Annotated in this window: 16 protein-coding genes, 1 rRNA gene and 3 pseudogenes; 14 read left to right on the top strand and 6 right to left on the bottom strand. The window is 41.8% G+C overall.

The features are described 5' to 3' along the window. Positions 1-8: 8 nt before the first annotated feature. From rrf to N4T56_RS10950, 4 genes and pseudogenes are all read left to right on the top strand, one after another. Positions 9-126: ribosomal RNA gene (rrf, locus tag N4T56_RS10965) — 5S ribosomal RNA — on the top strand. Between the two features lie 979 nt (positions 127-1,105). Beyond that, positions 1,106-2,131: an HlyD family secretion protein gene (locus tag N4T56_RS10960; protein WP_261733251.1), complete on the top strand. Its 1,026-nt coding sequence runs from the start codon at positions 1,106-1,108 to the stop codon at positions 2,129-2,131. 15 nt (positions 2,132-2,146) lie between these two features. Continuing rightward, positions 2,147-4,903, top strand: a pseudogene (gene rbbA, locus N4T56_RS10955) (ribosome-associated ATPase/putative transporter RbbA). A 3-nt stretch (positions 4,904-4,906) separates the two neighbouring features. Next, positions 4,907-6,031 carry an ABC transporter permease gene (locus tag N4T56_RS10950; RefSeq protein WP_261733250.1) on the top strand — a complete coding sequence of 375 codons (1,125 nt, stop codon included), beginning with the start codon at positions 4,907-4,909 and terminating at the stop codon, positions 6,029-6,031. 103 nt (positions 6,032-6,134) lie between these two features. On the opposite strand, the gene N4T56_RS10945 is transcribed toward N4T56_RS10950, so the two are convergent. Then, complete coding sequence (locus N4T56_RS10945; RefSeq protein WP_261733249.1) at positions 6,135-6,365, bottom strand: hypothetical protein; 231 nt, start codon at positions 6,363-6,365, stop codon at positions 6,135-6,137. A gap of 363 nt (positions 6,366-6,728) precedes the next feature. On the opposite strand from N4T56_RS10945, the gene N4T56_RS10940 reads away from it, so the two are divergent. Further along, the gene (locus N4T56_RS10940; protein ID WP_160054257.1) at positions 6,729-7,175 is read left to right on the top strand and encodes an Hsp20 family protein; all 447 of its coding nucleotides are present in this window, start codon (positions 6,729-6,731) and stop codon (positions 7,173-7,175) included. 134 nt (positions 7,176-7,309) lie between these two features. Here the strand turns inward: N4T56_RS10940 and soxR are convergent, their stop codons facing one another. Further along, entirely contained in the window at positions 7,310-7,741 is a 432-nt protein-coding gene (gene soxR, locus N4T56_RS10935; protein ID WP_261733248.1) for a redox-sensitive transcriptional activator SoxR, read from the bottom strand. Positions 7,742-7,854: 113 nt separating this feature from the next. Between soxR and N4T56_RS10930 the strand changes: the two genes are divergently transcribed. Beyond that, positions 7,855-8,274: a VOC family protein gene (locus N4T56_RS10930; RefSeq protein WP_261733247.1), complete on the top strand. Its 420-nt coding sequence runs from the start codon at positions 7,855-7,857 to the stop codon at positions 8,272-8,274. A gap of 65 nt (positions 8,275-8,339) precedes the next feature. Here N4T56_RS10930 and pepE read toward each other — a convergent pair whose 3' ends face one another. Next, positions 8,340-9,050 carry a dipeptidase PepE gene (gene pepE / locus N4T56_RS10925; protein ID WP_261733246.1) on the bottom strand — a complete coding sequence of 237 codons (711 nt, stop codon included), beginning with the start codon at positions 9,048-9,050 and terminating at the stop codon, positions 8,340-8,342. Between the two features lie 255 nt (positions 9,051-9,305). Between pepE and htpX the strand changes: the two genes are divergently transcribed. Further along, complete coding sequence (gene htpX / locus N4T56_RS10920; RefSeq protein ID WP_261733245.1) at positions 9,306-10,169, top strand: protease HtpX; 864 nt, start codon at positions 9,306-9,308, stop codon at positions 10,167-10,169. 314 nt (positions 10,170-10,483) lie between these two features. After that, positions 10,484-12,976: a sensor domain-containing protein gene (locus tag N4T56_RS10915; protein ID WP_261733244.1), complete on the top strand. Its 2,493-nt coding sequence runs from the start codon at positions 10,484-10,486 to the stop codon at positions 12,974-12,976. Between the two features lie 62 nt (positions 12,977-13,038). Here the strand turns inward: N4T56_RS10915 and N4T56_RS10910 are convergent, their stop codons facing one another. Together N4T56_RS10910 and N4T56_RS10905 are read right to left on the bottom strand one after the other, a co-directional pair. Then, positions 13,039-13,398, bottom strand: a complete 360-nt coding sequence (locus tag N4T56_RS10910) for a hypothetical protein (protein WP_261733243.1) — start codon at positions 13,396-13,398, stop codon at positions 13,039-13,041. A 47-nt stretch (positions 13,399-13,445) separates the two neighbouring features. Next, positions 13,446-13,709 (bottom strand): hypothetical protein, encoded by a 264-nt coding sequence (locus N4T56_RS10905; protein WP_261733242.1) that lies wholly within the window; start codon positions 13,707-13,709, stop codon positions 13,446-13,448. Between the two features lie 135 nt (positions 13,710-13,844). Here N4T56_RS10905 and N4T56_RS10900 point away from each other — a divergent pair, with 135 nt between their 5' ends. The 6 genes and pseudogenes from N4T56_RS10900 to N4T56_RS10875 all read left to right on the top strand — a co-directional run bounded on the left by N4T56_RS10900 (position 13,845) and on the right by N4T56_RS10875 (position 19,800). Next, the gene (locus tag N4T56_RS10900) at positions 13,845-15,335 is read left to right on the top strand and encodes an ATP-binding protein (RefSeq protein WP_261733241.1); all 1,491 of its coding nucleotides are present in this window, start codon (positions 13,845-13,847) and stop codon (positions 15,333-15,335) included. Positions 15,336-15,337: 2 nt separating this feature from the next. Continuing rightward, a complete protein-coding gene (locus N4T56_RS10895; protein WP_261733240.1) occupies positions 15,338-16,042 on the top strand; it encodes a response regulator in 705 nt (234 codons plus the stop codon). Between the two features lie 700 nt (positions 16,043-16,742). Further along, positions 16,743-17,598 (top strand): annotated as a pseudogene (locus N4T56_RS10890) (6-carboxytetrahydropterin synthase). Positions 17,599-17,716: 118 nt separating this feature from the next. Beyond that, positions 17,717-18,554: pseudogene (locus N4T56_RS10885) on the top strand (M23 family metallopeptidase). Between the two features lie 105 nt (positions 18,555-18,659). Beyond that, positions 18,660-19,052: an ACT domain-containing protein gene (locus tag N4T56_RS10880; protein ID WP_261733239.1), complete on the top strand. Its 393-nt coding sequence runs from the start codon at positions 18,660-18,662 to the stop codon at positions 19,050-19,052. Between the two features lie 85 nt (positions 19,053-19,137). Continuing rightward, on the top strand, positions 19,138-19,800 hold the full coding sequence (locus N4T56_RS10875) for a DUF3047 domain-containing protein (RefSeq protein WP_261733238.1): 663 nt from the start codon (positions 19,138-19,140) through the stop codon (positions 19,798-19,800). Between the two features lie 55 nt (positions 19,801-19,855). Here the strand turns inward: N4T56_RS10875 and N4T56_RS10870 are convergent, their stop codons facing one another. Continuing rightward, a complete protein-coding gene (locus tag N4T56_RS10870) occupies positions 19,856-20,191 on the bottom strand; it encodes a DUF1971 domain-containing protein (protein ID WP_261733237.1) in 336 nt (111 codons plus the stop codon). Between the last annotated feature and the right edge of the window lie 40 nt (positions 20,192-20,231).

Genomic DNA, 20,231 nt, shown 5'->3' with positions numbered 1-20,231 from the left:
CAATTTTGTCTGGAAACCATAGAGCTGTGCAGTTCCACCTGATCCCATTCCGAACTCAGAAGTGAAACACAGTATCGCCGATGGTAGTGTGGGGTCTCCCCATGTGAGAGTAGGTCATTTCCAGACGCCTAATAAGTACGAAAGCCCGTTGCTAATGCATCGGGCTTTTTTACGTCTAAGATTTGTGTGTCAAATGAGCAAGATAGCAGTGTGGTCGATATGCCCATGTGAGAGTAGGTCATTTCCAGGCGCCTAATTTCTCTGAAAGAGAGTGATAAGCCCGTTGCTAACACAACGGGCTTTTTTACGTCTGAGATTTGTGTGTCAAATGAGCAAGATAGCAGTGTGGTCGATATGCCCATGTGAGAGTAGGTCATTTCCAGACGCCTAATTTCTCTGAAAGAGAGTGATAAGCCCGTTGCTAACGCAACGGGCTTTTTTACGTCTGAGATTTGTGTGTCAAATGAGCAAGATAGCAGTGTGGTCGATATGCCCATGTGAGAGTAGGTCATTTCCAGACGCCTAATTTCTCTGAAAAGAGAGTGGTAAGCCCGTTGCTAACACAACGGGCTTTTTTACGTTTCGAATTTGAGCAATTAGTATTGTGGTTAAAATATCCAGTACTTGAATGCATAACAGAGAATGTTCAAACTTTTGTGCTTATTTTCAGTGATGTCCGCTTATTCACTATAAGTGTGAGGCAGATCATAGTTTAACCTGTTTTGTTGATACAATATTTAATTGAGTTAATACACTAATTTATCGTTTGAATGGGGGGAGCGTTGTGAATACCGTTTTCTACCTTGCCAAATATCATCATTTGCGCACTTGTGCGTCAAATAAACACATCGACAAATGAAATCTAGATTTATCTGTGAGGATAGCGGTTTTTACAATCTGATATTGGATTCACTTTGGTTGTTATTGCAACTAGGTTACATATTCCAAGCCGTTGTCTCTTCTCATTTTATGCATGTCTGGCTCTCTAGCCGATTAATACTGTTCAAGGTTGTGGGATCGAGACAAGGTTTTTGACAGAGATTGAACAAAGTTAGCTTGTTGCGTTAAAAATGATTGCTGTCATTCATAGAAGGATTTTTAGACAATGAATAACATACTGAAAAAAGTTATATATATCTTTGTTTTTATAGTGCTTATTTTTGTTTTTTGGTGGGGGTGGCAATATTTACAAGACCCTCCGCTAACCGATGGATTAGTGTCCGGTAACGGCAGAATTGAAGCTGTTGAAGTTGATGTATCAACTAAAATTGCGGGTCGAGTCGATACCATTTTAGCTCAAGAGGGAGACCTTGTTCAGGAGCAACAAGTTGTCGCACAAATTAACACCGATCAATTGCGTGCTCAACTGCTTGGTGCTGAAGCTAATGTGGCCAGTGCTGAAAGCCAAGTTGCTTCTGCTCTGGCGACCATCGAGCAGGCAAAGGCTGAAGAAGTGTTAACCGAACAAGAATTGTCTCGGGCTAAAGAACTGGTAAAAGATAACCATATTAGTAAAGAAACCTACGATACGCGAGTCAGTCAAGTAGCCGTTGCTAAAGCGGCGCTTCAGGCGGCTAAAGCAGGCCTTGTGTATCGTGAACGTATGGTCGATGCCGTTAAGGCCAGTACCAAAGAAATCCAAACTCAAATTGATGATTGTGTGCTGAAATCCCCAGTGACTGGCCGAGTCATATATCGACTTGCCGAGCCAGGTGAGGTGCTTGGCAGTGGTGGCAAAGTGTTGACCATGATTAACCTTGCTGATGTCTATATGGAAATATTTGTACCCTCGGCTCAAGCAAATCGTATTGCGATTGGCGCTGAGGCGAGAATTAAATTAGATGTTCTCAATTCTATAATACCTGCAACAGTGAGCTTTGTATCACCTGAATCACAATTTACCCCAAAGCAAGTTGAAACCATCAGTGAGCGTGAAAAACTGATGTTTCGTGTTAAGGTGCGGATCCATCAATACCTAGTACAAAAACACATTGAAGATGTTAAGACTGGTGTGCGTGGCGTAGCTTATATTCGCCTGACACCTTTACCCGGAGAGCAGCTGACTCCGTGGCCTGATTTTCTTCAACAATTGTTGCCAGACTCTGAGCCTATTTCAGTCAATCAATATTAATGTGGGTGCATAATCATGAATCAACAACAAAATCCGATCGTCTGTATCAACAATGTCAGCCATAGATATAAAAAAGTTATGGCGATTGAAGATATCACGCTCAGTATTCCTTCAGGACAAATGGTGGGTTTGCTCGGCTCTGATGGGGTGGGTAAATCAACCTTGTTAGCACTGATTTCTGGGGTCAGAAAATTACAGAGTGGTAACCTTGAAGTGCTTGGCGGTGATATGGCCTCGGCTCGACATCGCTCAAATGTTGGCTCTCGTATTGCATATATGCCTCAAGGATTAGGTAAGAATTTATACAGTGAGCTCAGTGTTGCCGAAAATCTTGATTTCTTTGGTAAATTATTTGGCCAGGGCGCTTCTGAACGTAAAACCCGCATTGACCGACTTACCCATGCAACGGCCTTAATGCATTTTTATCACGGCCAGCAGGTAAGTTATCCGGCGGAATGAAACAAAAGTTGGGTTTGTGCTGTTCGCTTATTCATGACCCGGATTTATTGATATTAGATGAACCAACTACCGGGGTAGACCCTCTCTCTAGACGACAATTTTGGCAGTTAATTAACACTATACGCAGTGAACGACCTAGCATGAGTGTCATTGTGTCTACCGCTTATATGGATGAAGCAGAAGGTTTTGATTGGTTGGTTGCAATGGATGCGAGTCACGTGTTGGACTCGGGTACGCCAGAAGCACTCAAACTCAAAACTCAATCTGAAAATATCGAGCAAACTTTTACCCGATTACTGCCTAAAGAAAAACGTGGTAGTGGTCATGCGCTTGTTATCCCTCCTTTTGATAAAACTGATGCCTCTCCTGCTATTATTGCCAAAGGCTTAACCCGACGTTTTGGCGATTTTACTGCGGTTAACAATGTCAGTTTTGAGATTCAAGCAGGGGAGATTTTTGGCTTTTTGGGCTCAAATGGTTGTGGTAAAACAACCACCATGAAAATGTTGACCGGTCTGTTACCCGCGTCAGAAGGGGAGGCATTTTTATTTGGCAAGCCTGTCGATGCCAGTAATATCGACATGCGCAATCGAGTAGGGTTTATGTCGCAAGCTTTTTCCTTGTATGGTGAGCTGACGGTTAAACAGAACTTGACCTTGCATGCTCGTTTGTTCCATTTGTCTGTATCGAAAACCACAGAGCGAATTGATGTGCTGGTTGATCGTTTTGGTTTGCGTAAGCAAATGGATGATATGGCATCATCACTGCCACTTGGGATCCGCCAACGTTTATCACTTGCCGTTGCGGTGATCCATGAGCCTGAAATGCTAATCCTTGATGAGCCCACATCGGGTGTTGACCCTGTCGCTCGTGACGAATTTTGGGAGTTGCTTGTTGAGTTGTCACGTCGCGATAAAGTGACCATATTTATTTCAACTCATTTTATGAATGAAGCATTACGGTGCGACCGTATTTCATTAATGCATGCCGGTGAAGTGTTGGTTTACGATGAACCACAACACCTTGTTGAAGCCAAAGGGTCTACGTCGCTTGAAGAAGCTTTTATCAGTTACCTTGAAGATGCGATTGGTCAAACACCCCAAAAGCAAGCACCGTTTGAAATCGCTCCCATAGCAAAGCAGACAACATTAACCCAAAGCCAACCGGAGCATATAAAACGTTCTGGCTTTAATCTATCGAGGTTATTGGCCTACAGTTATCTTGAAATGATGGCGGTAATGCGTGACAAAATTCGCCTCGCATTTGCATTTTTGGGTAGTGTGATTTTGTTGATTGTGATTGCTTATGGGATCTCGTTAGATATTGAAGATCTGACTTTTGCTGTGCTCGATTATGACCAAACACCGCAGAGCCGAGAATACATTAGTCACTTTCAAGGTTCCCATTATTTTATCGAACGGCCTGCATTACAAAGCAAAGATGCACTTGAAAGGCGGCTGCAGTCTAACGACATCACCTTGGCGATAGAGATCCCGGTTGGTTTTGGCCGCGACATCAAAAAGGGTCAAACTGCCTACGTTTCTGCTTGGATAGATGGTGCCAATACCACCCGAGCTGGCACTATTGAAGGTTATGTCACTGGTGGTTATGTTTGGTATCTGACTCAGTTAGCGACAGAGGCAGGTGTGGATGCCAGCGCAATGTATAAAGTTGATCTGCAGTCTCGTTATCGTTATAACCCTTCATTTGAGAGCATATATTCCATTGTAGCCTAAAACACCTGCGTTATTATTACTTTTCTTCCCGGCAATTTTGATGGCTGTGAGTGTCTCGCGTGAGAAAGAGGTTGGTACCATCACTAACTTTTTTGTTACGCCAACCAATAAGTTTGAGTTCCTCATTGGCAAGCAGTTGCCGTATATAGCCATAGGCATGATCAACTTTTTAATTTTGACTTTCCTGGTGGTGTTTTTATTACAGGTGCCGTTGAAAGGCAGTTTGTTGGGGCTCACTGTTGGGGCATTTTGTTATGTGTGCGCCTCTACCGGGATTGGTTTAGTGGTGTCATCGCTCACTAGAACTCAAGTCACCGCGGTGTTTGCCACCACTATCGTATCGTTGCTCCCGACTGCGCTGTTTTCGGGATTAGTGCAACCAACATCCACGTTAGAAGGTGGCGGGTACATTATTGGTATGGCGTGGCCGGCAACTTATTACATGCACTTGAGTGTGGCGGCATTTACTAAAGGCTTGAACTTTTTTGACCTGACAGGCGACATTATGATGTTGTCGATTTATAGTCCTTTTTTAGTGGTTTTTGCTGCGGTGTGTTTAAAAAAGCAGGAGGCTTAACCGATGAAAATCTGGAGTAATATTTTCTGGCTCGGTACTAAAGAGCTTCGCAGTGTCTTGGGCGATGTGACTATGATAATACTGATTGTTTTTTTATTCAGTGCGCAGATTTACTCCCGTTCAACCGCCATTAGTGAGTCGGTGAATAATGCATCTATTGCGATTGTTGACGAAGATCATTCAACGCTTTCGCGTAACATTGCCAATGCTTTCTATCCTCCTTATTTTAAATTAGCAGAGCAAATATCTGCCAGTGAGGTAGACCAAGTGATGGATCAAGACCGCTTTATGTTTGTGGTGAGCATTCCACCACGTTTTGAAGCGGATGTACGTGATGGACGCCTACCGAGTGTACAAATCGATGTTGATGCTACCGCTGTGACTCAAGCAAGTTTAGGTAATAGCTATATTCAAAGCATCATTACCAAGGAGGTTAACTTTTTTGTTAATCGCTCTAATGCAAGCACAGATTACCCTGTGATATTAGTCCAGCGTCGTGCTTTTAATCCTAATGGCACAATGAGTTGGTTTAGTTCAATGGGGGCGCTACTCGATAATGTCACCTTGTTGGCGATCATTCTGACAGGTGCTGCGTTGCTACGTGAACGTGAGCATGGCACCATTGAGCATTTACTGGTTATGCCGTTGACGTCATTTCAAATAATTATGTCCAAGGTGTGTGCTAACGGGTTTATTGTGCTGGTTGCCTTTTCGTTGTCACTTTTCTTTATGGTCGAAACGTTGTTGGATGTCCCTATTGCCGGATCTCGTTGGTTATTATTGGGCGGGACAACGATTTACTTATTTGCCGCGGCCTCGATTGGGATTTTTCTTGGCACCATAGCCCGCACCATGGCGCAGTTTGCTCTATTGTTAATGATTGTCATCATCCCCATGATGTTATTGTCTGGTGGTATTACCCCCATTGAGAGTCAACCCGCCATCATTCAACCATTCACATGGATATTCCCTTCGCGTCACTTTATGGCATTTTCACAAGCAGTGGTTTTTCGAGGTGCTGATTTTAGTATTGTGTGGCCTGAATTGCTTAATATTATTGGGCTTGGGATGGTGTTTTTTATGGGCAGTTTAGCGTTATTTAGGCGCTCGATAGCCGTAAGTCAATAATGCTGGAGAAGGTGGTATTTAGCTGTTATCTGCCTCGACATGCTGCTAAATCATTGAGCCACCGATAAGGGTGGCTTAATGATATTAACAATAATAAATATTCTTATGCGTTATTAATTTTTTGTGTTAAGTCATAAGAGTCTTCAGTTATGACTCGTTCCAACACTTCAATACGTTGACGTAACGAACTTATTTCATCGTGCAGTGACTTATTGTTGTTTTCTTGTTCGTTTGCCGCCAGGATTTGGCGTTCTTTAAGCTTCATAATGCTAACAATAAAACTGCCTATAATAGCGATAATTGGGATTAATAGTGCCAGTGTCGCAGGGTTCATAACATATCCTTATTGATGTATTGCGTTGTGAGTTATTGTGACGTTTTCAATTAGAATTACCAGTGACAAAAGTCATTTAAACAAGGTTACATGCGTAATTGATTATAACGGGTTGTATTTAAGTTATTGAAATAAAACTATACTTATTATTTTTTGTCAATTTTAAAAATTTATTTAATCATTAGCCTTGATATCAAACACTGTGTCCATATATCTAATTTTGTAGCAGGATAGATAACGAAACGCTCGATTGAGGTTTTACTATTCTGGCTATGACAGTGCCGAAAGGGCTGTTACCGACATGACCACTTTTATGAAAAAGTGGTTACTATTTTCCATATTGCTTTAGACAAGGATATGAACATGCGAAACTTTAATCTTACTCCAGATTTAGCCCCTCTTTACCGTAGCGCAATTGGTTTTGACCGTTTAGCTCAACTTGCTGAACATGCTGCTGCCAATAATGCAAACAGTGGTTACCCTCCTTATAATATTGAACTGCTTGGTGAAAATCGTTATAGGATCACTATGGCGGTTGCTGGCTTTGCGATGTCTGAGCTAGACATTATGAGTGAAGGCGAAAAACTGTTAGTTAAAGGCAATAAGACAGCAAAAACGGATGAGCGTAAATATTTGCATCAAGGCATTGCTGAACGTGGTTTTGAGCGGACTTTTCAACTTGCCGATTACGTACGTGTCGTGGGCGCGGAATTAGAGCATGGCTTATTAAATATTGATTTAGTACGTGAAATTCCTGAAGCTATGAAACCACGAAAAATTGATATTGTCAGTACAAATACACTCGGTTAACCCAGCGTAGCCCAGCATATGGGCAGGTAAAGTGGTGGCTTAAAACTTAACGCTACCACTTTATCGTTTATCTTCATCCTATTGTTTATCACTTCCCAATTTAGCTTATATCTATTTGATACTGGATTTTTTGTTTAACAGTACAGGCCTGGACCTTGTGGTTCGAGCTGATCATTTGGGTTGTACAAGGGGCAATGATTCATCGATAAACAGCCACAGCCGATGCAGCCTTCAAGTGAGTCTTTCATATTCTGTAATTGATCAATCCGCTGAGTGAGTGTGTCCTTCCAATTAACAGATAATGTCGCCCAGTCTTGTTTTGTGGCTGTCCTGCCATTAGGCAGTGAAGCAAATGCGCTGCCAATTTCACCTAATGATATGCCTAATAGTTGCGCTGCTTTGATAAGTGATATTCGTCTAATGACATCACGTGAATAACGACGTTGATTACCTTGATTACGCCAACTGCTAATTAGCCCTTTTTGCTCGTAAAAATGGATTGCTGAGATGTTAACTCCACAGCGTTTTGCTACTTGGCCGACAGTCAATTCCATATTTTTATTCATCTCTTTATCTATTTTTATCTCATCATTTTTATACATCTTGGCAAAATTAACACTTTACCTCAAGTTAACTTGAGGTATTAAGCTGTACAAAATTAATCATAAGGAGATAAGACATGCATTTAGAGCATTTAAATTTGGTCGTCAACGATTTGGAAGAGACCTTAGTGTTTTATCAGGCCGCGTTTCCACATTGGCGAGTACGCGGTGGTGGTGAGTCAATATGGCATGGCACCCCACGGCGTTGGCTGCATTTTGGCGATGACTATCATTATTTGTCGCTCAATGATTCTGGAACCGGAGAGGTACGTGACCTTAAAAGTAATGCTATTGGTTTAGCGCATTTTGCCTACGTGGTGGATAATATCGAAGCATTAATATTAAGACTTGCAAAGGTGGGCTATGAAGTTGCGATTATGGGGGCGCTTAACGAGGCTTATATGAGTCGTTATTTTATCGACCCTAATGGTTTTGAGGTTGAATTTGTTGAGTATTTGACTGATATTCCCACTGAGCGTAATCAATACGATGAATGATACAGCCATGGGGCTTATGGCTTTATTTTATAAGCCCCATGGTGATGAACTATTATTAAACGATTTTATTTGAGGTACTCAGATAAGTCACTGTTGGCGGCAATTTCGACTTCTTGTTGCTTACCATGAAATAAATAAGCTGTTTGATCGCCAATTAAAGTCAATTTATCCCCTTGGCGCCATAACGCGCTGCCTTCTTGGATCCCAATGACTGGAGTTAATGGGTCGACAATAGTGAATTCTAATAAGCGTTGAGCACGTGTTTCGCCATTATGGCCTGGCATTTGGTAATTGGTGTAATGCGGATTTAGCTGAAAGGGCAGAATACTCAGTGCAGTAAATGAAGGTGGTTCAACGATTGGCATATCGTTCGTGGTACGAATACTGGTTCCGGTAATGTTCGAACCTGCACTCCAGCCCACATACGGCATGCCATTTTGTACTTTCTCGCGAATTAAATGTACTAAATCGTAGCGATATAGCTCGTTTAACAGTTGAAAGGTGTTACCTCCGCCAACCAAAATGCCCGCCGCATCTTGAATAGCTTGTTTAGGATCAGCAAATTGATGAATGCTGCTAATGTTGATGGGCAGCGGCGCTAATGCCGTTTGCACTTTGGATAAATACTCATCATAACTGACGCTAACACCGGCATAGGGAATAAATAACCATTGCTGTCCGGGGTGAGTCAGTGGGCGGATAAGATCAACTGTGTGAGTTAAATAGTCTGAGTCACCGACACGTGAAGCGCTCAACATTAATGCGTTAATGGTCATGAAAATGCCTTATTGTTTTTTATTTTCGACAGTTTATCAAAGATTAACCAGTGCATACACTGAGTTAGTACTTTTTCAGTTTCAATTAATATTATCTGCCTAGACTCTGCTCGCTAGTTTTTAAGCCTATGTGTTATCAACGTAAAAAGAGTCATAAATCTTTTTTAATATAACTAAGCTTGAATTCTATTTATATGGACATATTATGTCTGTAGTAACAATTGAAAATCGGCATTTTGCCATACAGGAGCTTAAATGAAGCGTATATTTTTGTTGATTGCAACCAACCTAGCCATCTTACTGGTTGCCTCAATCGTAATGTCTATTCTTGGGGTTAATACCCAAACGATGGGTGGACTGTTAGTATTTGCTGCCATTTTTGGTTTTGGTGGCTCATTTATTAGTTTAGCCATTTCAAAGTGGATGGCAAAGAAAACCATGGGTTGTGAAGTCATTACTCACCCACGCGACAATACCGAACGTTGGTTAGTTGATACCGTGGCACGCCTAGCTGAAAAATCTGGTATTAACATGCCTGAAGTGGCAATTTATCAGTCTCCAGAAATGAACGCATTTGCCACAGGCTCAAGCAAAAACAATGCACTTGTAGCGGTAAGCTCTGGCTTGCTTTACGGCATGACGCAAGATGAAATCGAAGGTGTACTTGCCCACGAAGTGAGTCACGTTGCTAACGGTGACATGGTGACCTTAACCTTAATTCAAGGTGTGGTGAATACCTTTGTTATTTTTGCTGCTCGAGTGGTTGCAGGTATCATCGATAACTTTGTTGCCGGTGGCGATGAAGAGGGTGAAGGCCTAGGTATGTTTGCCTATATGGCTGTGGTGTTTGTATTAGATATGCTGTTTGGTATTTTGGCTTCAATCATTGTGGCTTACTTTTCGCGTATTCGTGAATTTAAAGCCGACGAAGGTGCTGCTCGTTTAGCCGGTAAAGGTAAAATGATTGCCGCACTAGAGCGTTTACGCCAAGGCGCTGAAAGCGGTGCAATGCCTGCACAGATGTCTGCATTTGGTATCAATGGCAAACGTTCAATGGCTGAACTCATGATGAGTCACCCACCGTTAGAGAAGCGTATTGCTGCACTAAAAAATAGCTAAAGCTATTATTTTACAATTGGTTATACGGTAAACGTAAATAAGGAGCCTCGTGCTCCTTATTTGTTTTTAGAGTCTATTTAATATTCAAGATAACGGATTTATTGATTTAAGATAGTAAGTACGGTGCTATTTGAGCCTATAGTATGAAATAATCATGTTCATTGTGGCAGAATTAGTATAGGAAGTGGGTTTTCGATAATCTACTCATTCCTGGTGATTAATATTAGCCCGTCATTATCTATACTATAGTTGGATGACTATATTGTTAGATGGTGGTACTAAACTTATTTATTATGTCGATTTAGGAAGGTGTTATGTTGAAAGAAGCTATTTCTCAAACTCAACTTAGAGAATGGCAACAGGAAATTAACGACATTTCTGCCGAATTTCGTCTGACTATCACCTTTGACCAAATTGATGTGACAGCACATCGTCTACAAGCTATCTGTATTAGCCAAAACGCTAAAGAGCGCACCTGCCAGCAACATCAAATCAGTTTATTACAATATATCAACGCCGCCAGTGATCATGTTGAGTCAAGTCTGCCATGTTCTGAGGTGTATCATCAACTTATCCGTGATGAACACGGGCTGCTACTGGCAGGACTTTCTTTTAGTGCTGTTAATGAGGATCTTGGTAAACCAGAATTATTTGCCCCCTTAAGTGCTATTCAAATTCGTATTGCTGATATGTTAAGCAATGCCATCCGTGTATATCTTTCAAGTATAGATTTAGGGGATCACGCCAACGTTAATGTCACCCATGATGTCGACTTACAAGCATTTATTGATGCATTTGACGAACATATTTGGATTAAAAACTTAGATGGGTTTTACATTGCCTGCAATAAAAGTGTTGAGCGCGCATGGCGAAAATCAAAACAGCAAATTGTCGGAAAAAATGACCATGATTTGTTTGATACGCGCACAGCCACCGCTTTTATTGAAGGTGATAAGTTAGCTATAAATACCGGTTCAACCGTGGTGGTATCAGAGTGTGAAGAGGTTGACGCCAATTACAATAAAGTCTGGCTTGAAACCATTAAAGCGCCCGTTAAAGATGAACAAGGTCAATTAACCGGTGTACTTGGAATGACCCGTAATATTGCAGAACATAAAGAAGCCCAAGAACAATTAATATTAGCGGCTAATGTGTTCCAAAATGCAGTAGAAGGGGTGGTTATTACAGATAAAGATGGCAACATTACAGATATTAACCAGGCATTTACCGACATAACGGGCTATCGCCGTGATGAAGTGCTAGGCCAAAACCCAAATATACTGAGTTCTGGACGTCATCCTAAAAGCTTTTTTGAACGTTTATGGAACACCTTATTAGTACAAGGCAAATGGCATGGTGAAATTTGGAATCGTCGTAAACACGGTGCTATCTTCCCTCAATCTATCACCATTAGTGCGGTATTCGATAAGCTAAATATTATTCAATATTACGTTGCAGTCTTTGCTGATATATCAGTACAAAAACAAAATGAAGAAAAACTCAAAAACTTGGCGTATTTCGACCCTTTGACTCAATTGCCTAACCGCATGCAATTTATGTCATTAGTTGAACAAGAACTGAATCATTCAAATCGTGCCAAAAAGCAATTAGCAATTTTATTTTTAGATATCGATTTCTTTAAACACATCAACGACAGCCTAGGCCATGTGATTGGTGATGAAATTTTGGTCGAACTGTCTAAGCGCCTATCATACGCGTTATCGGATTTTGATGTGCTCGCGCGTTTAAGTGGTGATGAGTTTGTGGTTATGCTACCTGGCATTATGAGTACAGATTCTGTGACCTCGTCGGTTGATAGGATCCGCAGTGTATTTGAGCGGCCATTTATTTTGGATAATGCACAATCTGTTAGATTAACCGCCAGTATGGGGGTGGCTATTTATCCTAGTGACGGTGACGACCATGACAGTTTATTACGTAATGCCGACGCGGCAATGCACCGTGCAAAACTCGATGGTCGTAATAATTATGCGTTTTATACTGAGTCGATGACAAAGCAGGCCGTAGAACAATTAAAATTACAGACGGCATTGCATCATGCGTTAGCTAACGAAGATTTTTATCTTGTTTATCAACCCAAATTAACGCTAAAGGATTTATCTCCTTGCGGCTTTGAAGCGCTTATCCGTTGGCATGACCCTATTTTAGGTGACATTTCACCTGCAGAGTTTATTCCGCTAGCAGAAAAAATTGGTTTAATTTGGGACATTGGATTATGGGTGTTAAAAGCAGCATGTTTACAGGGCGTTGAATGGCTAACTGAAGGAAAAACATTTGAGCGGATATCGGTTAACGTGGCCAGCTTACAATTACAGCGTAATGATTTTGTAGATAAAGTCAGACAAATATTACTTGAAACAGGTCTTCCTACTAAGCATCTTGAGTTAGAGGTGACTGAGTCGTGCATGATGCATAACCCTGAGGCCATGATTCATGATTTAAAATTATTAGGAACGATGGGCATTGCGCTAAGTATTGATGATTTTGGCACTGGCTACTCGTCACTTAACTATCTGAAAAGACTGCCTATTGATAAGCTTAAAATTGATCAGTCGTTTGTGGGTGACATACCTCACGATGTCAATAATACCGCCATCGCTAAAGCTGTTATTGCTTTAGGGCATGCTCTAAACTTGCAAATTATTGCTGAAGGTGTCGAAACCGAAGAACAGGCTGAATTTTTACGCCGCAATGGGTGTGATTTAGCACAAGGCTATTTGTATAGCAGGCCTAGACTGCCGGACTCAGTAACAGAGTTTTTACCCCTAGTGAATGGAATTAAATAAGGCAACACAAAGCAAAGCCAGCATATAGCTGGCTTTGTTATATCAAGTGACTCACACTGTTTTTAAGCGTATACGTCTACATTTACGGCTGATGCACTACTCGCTGTTTGCGTTTCGCCATCGTTGTAAATACTGCTCAACGCTTCATAGAAAACACTGCCGATATCTTCGTCTGATAAGCCTTCTGTCATCGGTTTTAACTCGTCTAAAACAGATTTTAGCTCCGCTTGTTGTTCATCGGTTAGCGATGCCAACATATCCGTCGCTGATTGCTGCTCTTCCTCAGACAAGGTTGATACTGCTGTTTCTAACCCTGGTGGTACACCGCCTTTTGGTGGCGGTGGACCATCTGGACGTGGAGGTCGTTGGGCATTTTCCGTTGATGTCATTTGGATCGAGGTGTTGCTACTAGTCACTTGCATAGTCACTCCTTGTCTGTCTACGGCATAAATGTGCGGGTAAAAAGAACTTAGTTACGCTCTCTTTGACCTTGTGGCATATCTTGAGGTGGATTATCTGGTACAGCAACCAGTTCTCCATCAATCATTTGACATGTTGCTTCAATACTATCACCACGAGGTGTTTCAAAGCTAACTTGGCTGTTTTCTGAACTGCTTGCACAAGCATCAATCGCTTCTTGTGGTGGTTTGCCGCCAGGAGGGTTAGCGAATGCGCCCGTTGCTGCAAATAAACTAAGAGAAAGTAAACCTATAGTGATTGGGTTAAGGGTCATATTGACGCTCCTTGGTGAGATACTACGGTTAATATACGATATTATTGTGGAGGAATTGTGCAGAATCTGAGGAGATTGATATCAGATGTTCTCTGTGACTAGTTTGCTGTTATATTGCTGGTTATACTATGATTTATGCAAATATCTCAGAAATTATTTTTAGCCTTTGTCGGCTTAACCAGTATTGTTCTTATCGCGACGTTATCGTTAGCGCGGTGGAGTTTTGATCAAGGTTTTTTAGACTTTATCAATAATTTAGAACAAGAGCGTCTTGCCAGTTTGTCCATTGATGTCATGACACTGTATGCTGCGTCGTCACCTTCGACAAACAGCGATCAATCTACAGATGTTTGGCGAAGTGTTAATAAATCAACATTAAACCAAGTCATAACAACTCATTCACCGTTTTATCGTCAGCCAAAACTAGCCAATATCGGCGCACCTAAAAATCCGCCTCCGCGTTTATCTGGTTCGCCACCAAGACAGCCTGGAGAGCCGCAAAGGTTTCCTCGCCACATTAGGCCACCTTTTGATGAACAAGACTTGGGGTTGCCAACAGGGCTCTATTCAGCTGACAAAGTTCATATTGCTGGCGATATCATTGACGATTCAATTGACATTATTAGCTTGCCGTTAAAATTTAACCAGCAAATTGTTGGCTATTTAATCAGCAGCCCTATTCGTGAAAATCAATCGTCTTCTGCCACTGCTTTTGCGCAACAACAGCGCTGGATCAGTATTGGTATTGGTTTAGTCTGTTTATTGTTAGCCAGTGCATTAGCCTGGTGGTTGTCACGTTTTTTATTAGTGCCAGTAAAACATGTTATGCAAGGGATTACTCATTTGTCAGAAGGTGACTACGAGCAACGCTTGGCCACGACACGCGCAGATGAATTAGGCCAGTTAATGGTCAATATCGATCACTTGGCGATGACTTTAGCTAAAAACCGCAGTGCCAAAAATCGCTGGTTAGCAGATATATCTCATGAGTTACGAACCCCATTAAGTATTTTATGTGGTGAGATTGACTCGATAAAGGCAGGGATTAGAGCGTTTGATCAACATCAGCTACACTCAATCGAACAAGAAGTGTTACGTATGAAGCATCTGGTTGATGATTTATATGAACTTTCTTTATCTGATGTCGGCGGCCTGCGATACCATTTCAAACCACATAACATCAGCGAGTCTTTGGACAGCATACTATCCACCTTATCGACCTCTATGCAAGATAAGGGCTTAACCTTGACTCATCAAATTACGCCTATGCTGTTTGTGTCTGCTGATGTTAGGCGTTTAGAACAGTTGTTTATGAACTTATTCATGAATGCCATGGTCTACACTGACAGTCCAGGCCAGATAGATGTTCAGTTGGCGCAACAAGACAATATGGTTTGCCTGACACTCAACGATACCAAGCCCAGTGCGACAGAGGCTGAGTGTGAACATTTATTTGAAGCATTATACCGCCAAGATGCCGCAAGAACTCGCCGAGGCAGCGGCGCGGGCTTAGGGCTAACTATCTGTAAAAATATCGTAGAAGCCCATAACGGCAAGATTAGCGCAATGCCATCTCCAATGGGTGGATTATGCATTAAAGTACAATTACCTTTGCTAAGGAAGTGACCATGAGTGGATTTTCTCATCAAGAGCCAATGACCGTATTAGTGGTAGAGGATGAACCCAAAATAGCACAGATTTTGGTGGATTTTTTGCAACTCGAAGGGTTTAACACCTTGGTACAATATGATGGCCGTGATGTGATTGATACGATTAAAACGCAAACTATCGACTTTGTGGTTTTAGATTTAATGCTGCCTTACAAAGATGGTTTAACCATTTGTCGCGAGATCCGTCAGTTTTCAATGATGCCGATTTTGATGTTAACTGCACGTGTAGATGAAATTGATCGCCTTATGGGCTTAGAGCTGGGTGCCGATGACTATGTGTGTAAACCGTTTTCTGCCAGAGAAGTGGTTGCGAGAGTGAAAACGATTTTAAGACGAGTAGAAAACACTCAGGGCAGTCAAAATGAGCAAGTGATCCGCTATAAACACATCGATTTGGATATCGAGCGCTTTAAATGCCATGTTGATCGCCAAGAAGTTGAATTAACCCCTGTAGAATTTAGATTATTACAAACCTTACTTAAACGCCCGGGCGTTGTGCATTCTCGCGACAGTTTAATGCAGGTGTGTTATGTCGATGACCGCATTGTTAGCTCGCGCACCATCGACAGTCATGTTAAAAACCTACGGCATAAACTTGCACAAGTGACTAAGCAAAAAGAATTACTGCACTCTATCTACGGAGTGGGGTACAAGGTCGAATAATCACCAGGATACAGTTGACCTTTTAAGGTTGTTTTTGCAGCGAGTTGTTGGCCATTTCTACAAGGCAGAGACTTTGAGGGTATTCTACATAGAAAGTCGATAACGCAATAAAAATGGCCAACAAACGCTGCCCGGAGGTTTTTAACTCGAACAAAATTCAACCCACAAAGATCAAAGCCCGAGGCCGGGCGACTCATTTACATACATAATTATTGGTCACTTTACGGTAATTCCTTAATATCTGCACATTTTCTGCATATTTGTTGTTTACACTTTATAAAAGGAATTTTTAGGGATAACAGTATGTCTTCAATGATGATTTATTTACTATTATGTGGTCAAAGCTGCATTATTTTGTGCTTGCTGGTGGCATTTTTTACCTTCGATGCGGAGCCGTTCGCAATCGATTCTGCTCAATAATTTCTCCTCAACCGTTTTACTCATCGGGCTTAATTTGGCCACTCACAGCGTTTTTATTTGCTTAATCGCTTATGTTTACTCGCTCATAGAGCGGCTTTTGTTTAGAATGTCGGTGTTATTGACGCTATATTAAGTCGTTAGGTTAATTTTATTACCTTGTATTAGACCAAGAGGTGATATCTCTTCGTATGTAGACGTTTTAAGATACCTTTTCCATTGGCATGTGCCATTCGGGATACATTTATACTGAGGTGGACTGTTTTTCTGCCTAGGAGCATTAATGCAACTGTTTGTAAAAGATTTAACCGTTATCGATTTTTCTTACCTTTGTCCAATACGTGGAATGGTAGGAGAAAGCTGGATTGTCGACGTATTACTCGATGGCGGCTTAGATGAGCAAAATATGGTGTTAGATTTTTCAAAAGTAAAACGCACCATTAAAGACACCATCGATGACGTTGCTGATCATCGTTTATTAATCCCAACGGCGTGTAGCGAAGTACGCTGGCAGCAAAAAGGCGACCGAGTATGGATGGATTTTACCAGTCAAAAAGGTGATATCCATTTAGCGTGCCCGTCGCAAGCATTTGCGCTGATTCCTACTGAGATTATTGATTTTGAGAGCGTGAATGACTTTCTCAAAAAGCCCTGCGGGAAGCTCTGCCAGACAATGTTCAAGGCATTAGCTTAACCTTACGTAATGAGGCGCTCGATACGCCATTTTACCATTACAGCCATGGTTTACGTAAACATGATGGTAACTGCCAACGTATTGCGCATGGTCATCGTAGCCCTGTCACAGTATTTGAAAACGGTATTGCAGAGCCTAAATGGGATCAGTATTGGTAGCCGACCGTTGGCAAGATGTTTATCTGGGTACTGAAGAAGATTTAGTCCCCGTGGCAACGCTAGCATTATCAAAGCAAACCAGCATTAATGATGAAACCCATTTTGGTTTTCACTACATGGCGCCACAAGGTGATTTTCAGTTAGCGATGCCGAAACAATGTTGTGACCTTATTCCACACGACACCACAGTCGAACTGCTTGCTGAATACATGGCCACGACGTTAGCTAACAAGGTGCCTGAAAGCCACTTTAAAGTGATTGCCTTTGAAGGAATTGGCAAAGGGTAGCCATTGCGGTTAAAGGTTAATCGAGTAAGATAAACGGGCTGCCTAAAGGTAGCCCTTTTTTTTATTTTTTCACAAGGAATCCGGTTTTATGTCAATTAAACAATCACCTCTTAAAGCAATGTCTACAACGGCTTGGCTAATGCTCTGCATATTAGGGTTTAGCGCCAGCGCAGCAGCAGTGACTTTTCAAGGCAAGTTTGAGCAAGGTGCATTGGTTCGCGGAACGGTACCCGTGGGCAGTACAGTGTTATTAAATGATCAGGCAGTAAAAGTGACACCGACAGGGGCATTTGCAATTGGCTTTGACCGAGATGCTGCTGCAGAACAAGTGGTTAAAGTGACTTACCCAGACGGATTAACCGAAATTAAACCGCTTAACATTGCCCCGAAACAATACAAAATTGACCGTATAACCGGAATTAGTAAAAAAATCATGAAGCCTGATCCTGTTGCGCAAGCAAGAGCAGCCAAAGACGCTAAGCAAACTCGCGCAGCAAGAGATATTTTTTCAGATCAACAGGCGTTTATGCAGTCATTTATTTGGCCGGTAACAGGGCGTATTTCGGGTGTTTATGGCAGCCAGCGTGTTTACAACGATGTGCCTGGTAACCCGCATTTTGGCGTAGATGTTGCTCGGCCAACAGGCACTGTGGTCGTGGCTCCTGCTGATGGGGTGATTACCCTTGCAGAACCTGATATGTTTTATTCTGGTGGTACGGTGATTATTGACCATGGTTATGGGGTGAGTTCAACATTTTTACATTTAAGTAAATTGTATTTAAAGGTTGGCGACACCGTTGTGCAGGGCGATAAAGTGGCAGAAATTGGCGCGACAGGCCGAGTGACAGAGTCCGCATTTAGATTGGCGTTTAAACTGGTTCCAAATGCGTTTAGACCCAGTGTCAATTGTACCGCCAATGGAAAAAGTATTAGCGGCACAAAAAGCAGCAAAATAAGTATATTTAGCATAAAGCGTGTTATTCTGCGGTTATCTTGCAATAGCACATGTGGCCATATTATTGCCTGCTAAATCAATGGATTATCAAAAAGGATTGTAGTCTATGAGTGGTATGGCCGACTTAGACCTACTATTGACGTCCATGAGCCCTAAATTGATGGACGGTGAATTTGTATTTTGCACTGTTCAGGGGGAATATGAACAATATGCTCGATTAAATCCACGTGCGGCATTTTGCGAGAGCGAAGGCTTAACCTTAGTCGTCAATAAAGAGGCTGCAATGGCTGCCGGATTGGCCTTTGAAGCAAGTTTTAAACAAATTACCTTAACCGTGCATTCAAGCCTAGAGGCTGTTGGATTAACGGCGGCGGTAGCGGCTAAACTCACCGAATTTAATATCAGTGCCAATGTTATCGCCGCGTATTATCACGATCATATTTTTGTGCCTACAGATAAAGCCCAATTAGCCTTAACGGCGCTAGCGGAGTTTAAGTAATCACATTCTACTGTAATCTGCCGTTTTCCTTGAGACCGTTTCACTTACTCAAACTCAGTGATCAATAACAAGATTGGAGAGTCGCATGTGCAAATGGATAGTCGTGTTATTGAGTTTTTTGCTATGTGTGAATGCGCAAGCGGTGACCAATTTAACGGCATTGAGTGAGCAAGGCATTGAACAATGGCAAGCGAAAGAGTTTTCAGGCAAATCAATTTATAGCGTTGAACAATACAAAGGCCAAATGACACTTAAAGCCATTAGTCAAAATTCGGCATCTGGACTCGTATTAGAAAAGAAGATCGATTTACTCAATACCCCTTATTTAAGTTGGAGTTGGTTAGTTGAAAAAACGTTGCCACAGTTAGATGAACAAAGTAAAAGCGGTGATGATTTTATCGCGCGTATATATGTGGTTATCGATGGCGGACTGTTTATTTGGAACACCAAATCACTTAATTATGTCTGGTCGAGCAATCAAGCTAAAGGGGCGCTGTGGGATAACGCGTTTGCTGGCTCAAGGGTTAAAATGTTGGCGATACAAGGTCAAGGTTCAAAAAGTGGTGTGTGGTATCAAGAAAAGCGCAATGTTTACCAAGATCTTATTGATACATTTGGCGACAAAGGCAGTGCAAAAGCTAACCAAAAAGCATACCAATACATAGATATGATTGCGATTATGACCGATACCGATAATTGTGGTCGTGATGCTGAATCCTATTATGGTGACATATTTTTTAGTGAATAAATCAGTGGGACAGCTTGATGCTGTCCCTAATCACGATAACAGTATCTTTGTAAGGTTATTTGCTATTAAACATCGCTTGGCCGGTTTTATCTTTTTCAGACCAGAAATTAATATTGAATTGCGCATCAGGACTTAACTTAATGCGATGCCAATATTCAGGAGGGCTGGTGGCAAATTGTACCGCGTTAATCACCACTGTCACTTCTGGTTCAGTTGCTTCGCTGTCGGCAAAACCATAGTAAGTCACCACGCCTTCCATTACGCATAACTGACCAAAAACACCTTCGGCGGTATTATGGTGAGTCAGTAGAGCCGCAGGTACATTGTCTTTGGTAAAAAATGGGGTAGAACGCTGGATAGTCCAGTCAGCTGGAATACGTTGATGAGACATAATGTTCTCCTTAGGGTGCTGTTTACCAATGCAATACCAA

Source organism: Shewanella phaeophyticola (assembly GCF_025398315.1).
Lineage (GTDB): Bacteria > Pseudomonadota > Gammaproteobacteria > Enterobacterales > Shewanellaceae > Shewanella > Shewanella phaeophyticola.
Note: the sequence above shows the minus strand (reverse complement) of the source record. Positions and strands in the feature narration are given on the sequence as shown.